This is a genomic window from Streptomyces sp. N35 (assembly GCF_016464295.1).
Taxonomy (GTDB): Bacteria; Actinomycetota; Actinomycetes; order Streptomycetales; family Streptomycetaceae; genus Streptomyces.
The window spans coordinates 104,818-112,236 of sequence record NZ_JAEIMH010000012.1; the positions used below are offsets into that span (position 1 = coordinate 104,818).

Below are 7,419 nucleotides of genomic sequence, written 5' to 3' on the forward strand. Positions count from 1 at the left end.
CATTGTCGGCCACCGGACCGATGTGTCGGCCAGTCGGTGGATCGTGCGGGCCCCGGCGGCGCTGTCAGCCGGGCCCGCGCCTACGGCGCTGACAGGATCCGGCTCCATGCAACTAGTACGACAAAACGACAAAAATCGGTTGCGTGTGGCCGTCTCCGGGGTGGCCCTGATCGCCGCCACCGCCGTCGTCGCCACCGCCTGTTCCAGCGGCGGCGGCAGCGAGCCGGTCAAGCCCGCCCCCGGCCAGCAGGCCGCCGCCCTCGCCAAGCAGCGTGCCGCCGCGCACGCCGCCAAGGTGGCCGCGGTCAAGCGCTGGGGTCTGGCCAAGATGCCGCTCACCGCGCCCGAGGCGCCCCTGAAGAAGACGAAGCCGACCACCCGTAAGGGCTTCGAGGTCTCCGGGCAGAAGGGTCTGCCGCAGATCTTCACCACGATCCCGACCAAGGACAAGGTCGTCTTCCTGACGATCGACGACGGGGCCGAGAAGGATCCTCAGTTCCTCAAGATGATGAGCGACCTGAAGATCCCGTACACGGCCTTCCTCAGTGACTACCTGGTCAAGGAGGACTACGGCTACTTCAAGAAGATGCAGAACCGCGGCGTCGCCCTGAACAACCACACGCTCAACCACCGCTACATGCCCGGCCTCACGTACGACCAGCAGAAGCGTGAGATCTGCGGGATGCAGGACGTCATCGAGAAGCACTACGGCAAGCGGCCCGAGCTCTTCCGCCCGCCGTACGGCAACTACAACCGCGACACCCTCAAGGCCGCCAAGGCCTGTGGCATCAAGGCCGTGCCGCTGTGGAACGCCGAGGTCTTCGTGGACCGCATGGACTACCGCGAGTGGGACCGCGACATCCACCCCGGCGACATCATCCTCACGCACTTCCGCGGCAAGGGGGACTGGAAGGGCTCGATGCCCGACATGATCCGCAAGTTCATGAAGACGGTCACCGACAAGGGGTACGCGGTGGCCCGCCTGGAGGACTACCTGTGAGGCCCGCGCACCGGCTGCTGGCCGGCGTGCTCGCAGCCGGTGCGCTCGCTCTGTCCGGGGGCCTCACCGGCTGCGCCCAGTCCGTCGACCCCATCGAACGGCTCGGGCGCAAGGCCGCACAGAAGGTGGAGGAGCGCCGCGTCAGCCAGGCCACCGCCCGCCGCTGGGGGCTGGACAAGCCGCTCGCGCCCGCCCCGAAACCTCTGCCGAAGCGTCCTTTGAAGGGCGCGGGCCCCGGTCTTCCGCCGGTGCTCGACCGCGTACCGACCAAGGACAAGGTCGTCTTCCTGACCTTCGACGACGGGGCCGAACGCGATCCGCGCTTCGTACGGATGGTCAAGGAACTGCGGCTGCCCGTCAGCATGTTCCTCACCGACAGCGTGGCCGGACCCGGCTACGCCCACTTCGGCGAGCTGGCCTCGGTGGGCGCCACCGTCCAGAACCACACCCTCGACCATCCCTATCTGCCGGGACTTCCCTACGAGGGCCAGCGCTGGGAGATCTGCGGGCAGCAGGACAAGCTCAAGGAACGCTTCGGCCAGCGGCCGCGGCTGTTCCGTCCGCCGTACGGCGAGTACAACGCGGACACGCTGCGGGCCGCGGCGGACTGCGGGCTCTCGGCGGTGGTGCTGTGGCGGGCGTCGATGCAGATCAACGATCTTCGGTACGCGCAGGGGGCGAAGCTCCGGCCGGGTGACATCGTGCTCGCGCACTTCCGCGGACCGGACGAGCTGCACGGGGCGTCCCTGACCGAGATGACCACGCGGATGCTGCGCCGGATCCAGGAGCAGGGGTTCACGGTGGCGCGGCTCGAGGACTATCTCTGAGCGGGGGCCCCGGCTTCGGAGTCGGGCGCTTCGGGGTCGCTCCCGGCTGCCGCGGCCCGGTGGCGCCCCGCGCTGTCGCTGATCCTCAGCAGAATCGCGATCATCACCCAGTTCGCCACGAGTGAGGACCCGCCCTTCGCGAGGAACGGCAGGGCCTTGCCGGTCAGCGGTATCAGCCCGGTGACACCGCCCGCGACCACGAACACCTGGAGCATCAGGGCCGCGGAGAGCCCGGCGGCGAGCAGTTTGCCGAAGGGGTCGCGGGCGAGCAGGGCGGTGCGCAGACCACGCTGGACGAGCAGGGCGTACAGGAGCAGTACGGCGGTCAGGCCGGCGAGTCCGAGCTCCTCGCCGACCGTGGTCAGGATGAAGTCGCTGCGTCCGGCGAACGCGATCAGCTCGGGGTGGCCCTGCCCGAGCCCGGTGCCGGTCAGACCGCCGCTGCCGAAGCTGAACAGCGCCTGCGCGAGCTGGTCGGAGCCGCCGGTGTCCTTCGCGTACACGGCGAAGGGGTCGAGCCAGGCCTCGACGCGGCCGTGCACATGGGGTTCGAGCGAGCCGACGACGAAGGCGCCGAGCGCCGCCATCAGCAGTCCGGTCACGATCCAACTGGTGCGCTGCGTGGCCGCGTACAGCATGACGACGAACAGCCCAAAGAAGATCAGCGAGGTGCCCAGGTCGCGTTCGAAGATCAGCACCAGCAGGCTGACCGCCCAGATCGCGAGGATCGGCCCGAACTGCCGGCCGGGCGGAAGCTGTATGCCGAGCACCCTGCGGCCGGTCAGGGCGAGGGCGTTGCGGTTGACCGTGAGATAGCCGGCGAAGAACACCGCGATCATGATCTTCACGAACTCGCCCGGCTGGAAGGAAAGGCCGCCGAGATAGATCCAGCGCTTGGCGCCGTAGGTGTCGCCGGGGAAGAAGGCGGGCGCCATCAGCAGGACGAGCGCGACGGCCATCATCACGTAGATGTACCGCTGCAGCCGGCGGTGGTCGCGCAGGGCCACAAGTGCCCCGATACAGACCGCGACACCGATCACGCTCCACATCAGCTGCCCGCCGGCGGTCGGATCCGAGCCGTATCGCGCGGCGTACGCGGGGTCCAGGCGGTGCAGCAGGACGAGTCCGAGACCGGTGATCAGGACCGCGAGCGGCAGGATCAGCGGGTCGGCGTACGGCGCGAACCGGCGTACGGCGAGATGGGCGGCGAAGGACAGCAGCGCCATGCTGAGCGCGAACTGCCCGAGGTTGCCCGGCAGCTGACCGTGGACGGCGAGGCCCACCTGTGCCTGGCCGAACGTCGTGATCGCGACGGTCAGCAGGAGCAGCAGCGCCTCGGTGCGGCGGTGGCCGGCGGCGAGCAGCGAGCTGCCGAGGGTCCGTGGTCGTGGAACGGCCACGGGTTCCTGCGTGATGAAGGGAGTCTCCGCCGCCATCCACCCGTCCGTTTCCCTCGGTTTAACCCTGTTGTTCCGGTTTCTCCGCGAGGAAGACGTGGTGGGGGGAGCCGCGGTTGCCGTCGGTGAGACGCATCACGCGGGGGCGAGGGTTCCCGGACGCTTCTCCTCATGGCTGCCCCAAGCGCCGTATAGCTGTGATGTTTCCGTTATCGCGTGACGTGCAACATTTCCGTGTTTCTGGAGTCTCTAAAGGGGTGTAGGTGCTCATCCGATGCAGGGGGACTCGTGCGCTCGAATCGAATAGGTCTGTCTGCCGTCGCGGTGCTGTCCGCGGCGGCGCTCTTTCTGACCGGCTGCAGTCAGGGTGGTGACCAGGCGGCGACCGCGGCGAACGAGGTCGCGGCCGACCGGACTCCGTCCTCCGGGCAGACCGAGCCGAGCGAGAAGCCCAGCGCGAAGGAGAAGGAGACCGAGGAGGTCGTCCTCGAGCCGGGCGACAACTCCGACGAGGTGCGCGAGCTGCAGGCCCGCCTCGTCCAGGTCGAGCACCTCAAGGCGGTGCCCAACGGCAACTACGGTCCGGCGACCGAGGGGGCCGTGGCCGAGTACCAGGCGGCGCAGAAGCTCGAGGTCACCGGCATCGTCACCACCTCGACCTGGAAGAAGCTGACGTCCCAGACCAAGGCGCCCACGCGGGACGAGCTGTTCCCGAAGAAGCAGGTACTCGGCCACGGCGACAACAGCGACCAGGTGCGTGAACTGCAGGCCCGGCTCAAGCAGTTGGGGCACTTCAAGGACAAGCCGACCGGGTTCTACGGCGATGTCACGCTGACCTCCGTCAAGGCGTATCAGCAGGCCGCGGGCCTCGAGGTCACCGGGACCGTCTTCGAGGACACCTGGGAGAAGCTGAAGTCCCAGACCAGGACGCCCACGCAGGACGAGCTCAAGCCGCCGGTCGAGCTGCCCACGGTGGACGCCTCCAAGGCCGACCTCGACGACCGCTGCCTGACCGGCCGCGTGCTGTGCATCTCCAAGACCTCCAAGAAGCTGGCCTGGGTGATCGACGGCAAGGTCCACAAGCTGCTCGACGTCCGCTTCGGCGCCAAGGGGTACGAGACCCGTGAGGGCGTCTTCTCGGTCTACTGGAAGAGCCGCGACCACGTCTCGACGCTCTACGACTCGGCGATGCCGTTCGCGATGTTCTTCGACGGCGGCCAGGCCGTCCACTACTCCGAGAACTTCGCGCAGAACGGCTACACCGGCGGCTCGTACGGCTGCGTGAACGTCCGCGACTACGAGGGCATCAAGTGGCTGTTCGACAACCAGGTGAAGACGGGCGACAAGGTCGTCATCCACTGGTAGCGGCTCGGCAGCTGTCTTGAAAAGCGGCGGTGACTCCCTCAGCCTCCAAGGCACTCGTGGGAGTCGCCGCCGCTTCGGCATTGGCCGTAGCTGCCGTTGTACGTGGGGGCGGGCGCCGAGGGCTCGGGGCGGGCCCGGTCGTATTCCCCCGCCGCGCTCACGCAGACCGCCAGCACGGCGAGCAGCGCGAACGCGCCCTGGGTCCATGCGGTGATCCGCAGGCCGCCGCGCCAGAAGACGACGGTGAGCACGGTGAGCGTGATGCACACGGCGCCGAACATCACGACCGGCGTCCAGTCCATCGGTGGTGCCGAGGGAGCGGCGGCCGGGATCTCGGCGCCCGGTACCGCCTTGCCTGCGTCCGCGTCCTCCACGCCGCGTCCCAGGCCCCGCAGCGCGGCCCAGAGCGCTGCGGCGGCGAGGGCCACGATGTCGGCGATGACCATGAGCAGTGCGATCAGGGCGTCGGCGCAGCCGTCGCGGCGTTCCGTGTCAGCGGGCATCTCCGTACGGTCACCCTGGAACCCGGCGCTCCGCCGGCGCGTTCACCGATCGAGACCAGGGTGCCGCCCGCCCGTGACCGGGCCGTACGGCGCCGTGACCGGGTCGGGGGCATTCACCTCAGCGCGAAACCGGACCCCTCATTGGCACTCCGCTTGACCGAGTGCTAATCGCGGTCATAGTCTCGGGCCTGGCACTCCCCACTGGAGAGTGCCAACACAGCGACGGGCAGGTCCGGCACCCGCGACGACGGATCCACCTGGTCGCCACCTCAGACAGATTCATCCCCGAGATCTCCGAAGGGGGAGGTCGGATCGTGACGACCACCAGCTCCAAGGTTGCCATCAAGCCGCTCGAGGACCGCATCGTGGTCCAGCCGCTCGACGCCGAGCAGACCACGGCCTCTGGCCTGGTCATCCCGGACACCGCGAAGGAGAAGCCCCAGGAGGGCGTCGTCCTCGCCGTGGGCCCGGGCCGCTTCGAGAACGGCGAGCGTCTGCCGCTCGACGTGAAGACCGGCGACATCGTGCTGTACAGCAAGTACGGCGGCACCGAGGTGAAGTACAACGGCGAGGAGTACCTCGTCCTCTCGGCTCGCGACGTGCTCGCGATCGTCGAGAAGTAATTCACCAGTTTTGCTTTGACCTGCGCCCCTGGCCCCCGCTGAATTCATTCATTGCCGGGCGGTCAGGGGCGCAGTTCATTTTTTTCGAGAGGACAGAGAAGCTCCATGGCGAAGATCCTGAAGTTCGACGAGGACGCCCGTCGCGCCCTCGAGCGTGGCGTCAACAAGCTTGCCGACACGGTCAAGGTGACGATCGGCCCCAAGGGCCGCAACGTCGTCATCGACAAGAAGTTCGGCGCCCCCACCATCACCAACGACGGTGTGACCATCGCCCGTGAGGTCGAGGTCGAGGACCCGTACGAGAACCTCGGTGCGCAGCTGGTGAAGGAGGTGGCGACCAAGACCAACGACATCGCGGGTGACGGTACGACCACCGCCACCGTGCTCGCCCAGGCGCTCGTACGCGAGGGCCTGCGCAACGTCGCCGCCGGTGCTTCCCCGGCCCTTCTGAAGAAGGGCATCGACGCCGCCGTCAAGGCCGTGTCCGAGGAGCTCCTCGCGACCGCGCGTCCGATCGAGGAGAAGTCCGACATCGCCGCCGTGGCCGCGCTGTCCGCCCAGGACAAGCAGATCGGCGAGCTCATCGCCGAGGCCATGGACAAGGTCGGCAAGGACGGTGTCATCACCGTCGAGGAGTCCAACACCTTCGGTCTGGAGCTCGACTTCACCGAGGGCATGGCCTTCGACAAGGGCTACCTGTCCCCGTACTTCGTCACCGACCAGGAGCGTATGGAGGCCGTCCTCGACGACCCGTACATCCTGATCAACCAGGGCAAGATCTCCTCGATCCAGGACATGCTCCCGCTCCTGGAGAAGGTCATCCAGGCCGGCGGCTCGCGTCCGCTCCTGATCATCGCCGAGGACGTCGAGGGCGAGGCCCTGTCGACCCTGGTCGTGAACAAGATCCGCGGCACGTTCAACGCCGTGGCCGTCAAGGCCCCCGGCTTCGGCGACCGCCGCAAGGCGATGCTGCAGGACATGGCGGTCCTCACGGGCGCCACCGTCATCGCCGAAGAGGTCGGCCTCAAGCTCGACCAGGCCGGTCTCGACGTGCTGGGCTCCGCCCGCCGCGTCACCATCTCCAAGGACGACACCACCATCGTCGACGGTGGCGGCGACTCCTCCGAGGTCCAGGGCCGCGTCGCCCAGATCAAGGCCGAGATCGACTCCACGGACTCCGACTGGGACCGCGAGAAGCTCCAGGAGCGCCTCGCGAAGCTGGCCGGCGGTGTCTGCGTGATCCGCGTCGGTGCGGCCACCGAGGTCGAGCTCAAGGAGAAGAAGCACCGTCTGGAGGACGCCATCTCCGCGACCCGCGCCGCGGTCGAGGAGGGCATCGTCTCCGGTGGTGGCTCCGCGCTCGTCCACGCCGTGAAGGTCCTCGAGGGCAACCTCGGCAAGGAGGGCGACGAGGCCACCGGTGTCGCCGTCGTCCGCCGCGCCGCCGTCGAGCCGCTGCGCTGGATCGCCGAGAACGCCGGCCTCGAGGGCTACGTCATCACCTCGAAGGTCGCCGAGCTCGACAAGGGCAACGGCTTTAACGCCGCGACCGGCGAGTACGGCGACCTGGTCAAGGCCGGCGTCATCGACCCGGTCAAGGTCACCCGCTCCGCCCTGGAGAACGCCGCCTCCATCGCCTCCCTGCTCCTCACGACCGAGGCCCTGGTCGTCGGGAAGCCGGCGGAGGAGGAGGCCGGGGCCGGT

At 68.4% G+C, this 7,419-nt stretch carries 7 protein-coding genes; 5 read left to right on the top strand and 2 right to left on the bottom strand.

Annotated elements, in window-relative coordinates; genetic code table 11:
• Positions 1–106: 106 nt before the first annotated feature.
• Both JAO81_RS09740 and JAO81_RS09745 read left to right on the top strand, forming a co-directional pair.
• On the top strand, positions 107–1,000 hold the full coding sequence (locus tag JAO81_RS09740) for a polysaccharide deacetylase family protein (protein ID WP_199547385.1): 894 nt from the start codon (positions 107–109) through the stop codon (positions 998–1,000).
• Entirely contained in the window at positions 997–1,827 is an 831-nt protein-coding gene (locus tag JAO81_RS09745) for a polysaccharide deacetylase family protein (protein WP_374194276.1), read from the top strand. Before JAO81_RS09740 ends, JAO81_RS09745 begins: the two co-directional genes overlap by 4 nt.
• On the opposite strand, the gene JAO81_RS09750 is transcribed toward JAO81_RS09745, so the two are convergent.
• Entirely contained in the window at positions 1,818–3,263 is a 1,446-nt protein-coding gene (locus JAO81_RS09750; protein WP_199547386.1) for an FtsW/RodA/SpoVE family cell cycle protein, read from the bottom strand. The genes JAO81_RS09745 and JAO81_RS09750 overlap by 10 nt on opposite strands.
• Positions 3,264–3,512: 249 nt before the next feature.
• On the opposite strand from JAO81_RS09750, the gene JAO81_RS09755 reads away from it, so the two are divergent.
• A complete protein-coding gene (locus JAO81_RS09755; RefSeq protein WP_307813259.1) occupies positions 3,513–4,589 on the top strand; it encodes a peptidoglycan-binding protein in 1,077 nt (358 codons plus the stop codon).
• 38 nt (positions 4,590–4,627) lie between these two features.
• Here the strand turns inward: JAO81_RS09755 and JAO81_RS09760 are convergent, their stop codons facing one another.
• Complete coding sequence (locus JAO81_RS09760; RefSeq protein ID WP_199547387.1) at positions 4,628–5,092, bottom strand: DUF6234 family protein; 465 nt, start codon at positions 5,090–5,092, stop codon at positions 4,628–4,630.
• 314 nt (positions 5,093–5,406) lie between these two features.
• Between JAO81_RS09760 and groES the strand changes: the two genes are divergently transcribed.
• The gene (gene groES, locus JAO81_RS09765; RefSeq protein ID WP_017239619.1) at positions 5,407–5,715 is read left to right on the top strand and encodes a co-chaperone GroES; all 309 of its coding nucleotides are present in this window, start codon (positions 5,407–5,409) and stop codon (positions 5,713–5,715) included.
• 105 nt (positions 5,716–5,820) lie between these two features.
• Positions 5,821–7,419: chaperonin GroEL (gene groL / locus JAO81_RS09770; RefSeq protein WP_199547388.1), on the top strand; the 1,599-nt coding region annotated here is incomplete at its 3' end.

What these genes read in the sequence shown, in the direction of transcription:
- JAO81_RS09740 (WP_199547385.1), top strand. Translation starts at nt 107, where the DNA reads ATGCAACTAGTACGACAAAACGACAAAAATCGGTTGCGTGTGGCCGTC.
- JAO81_RS09750 (WP_199547386.1), bottom strand. Translation starts at nt 3,263, where the DNA reads ATGGCGGCGGAGACTCCCTTCATCACGCAGGAACCCGTGGCCGTTCCA.
- JAO81_RS09760 (WP_199547387.1), bottom strand. Translation starts at nt 5,092, where the DNA reads ATGCCCGCTGACACGGAACGCCGCGACGGCTGCGCCGACGCCCTGATC.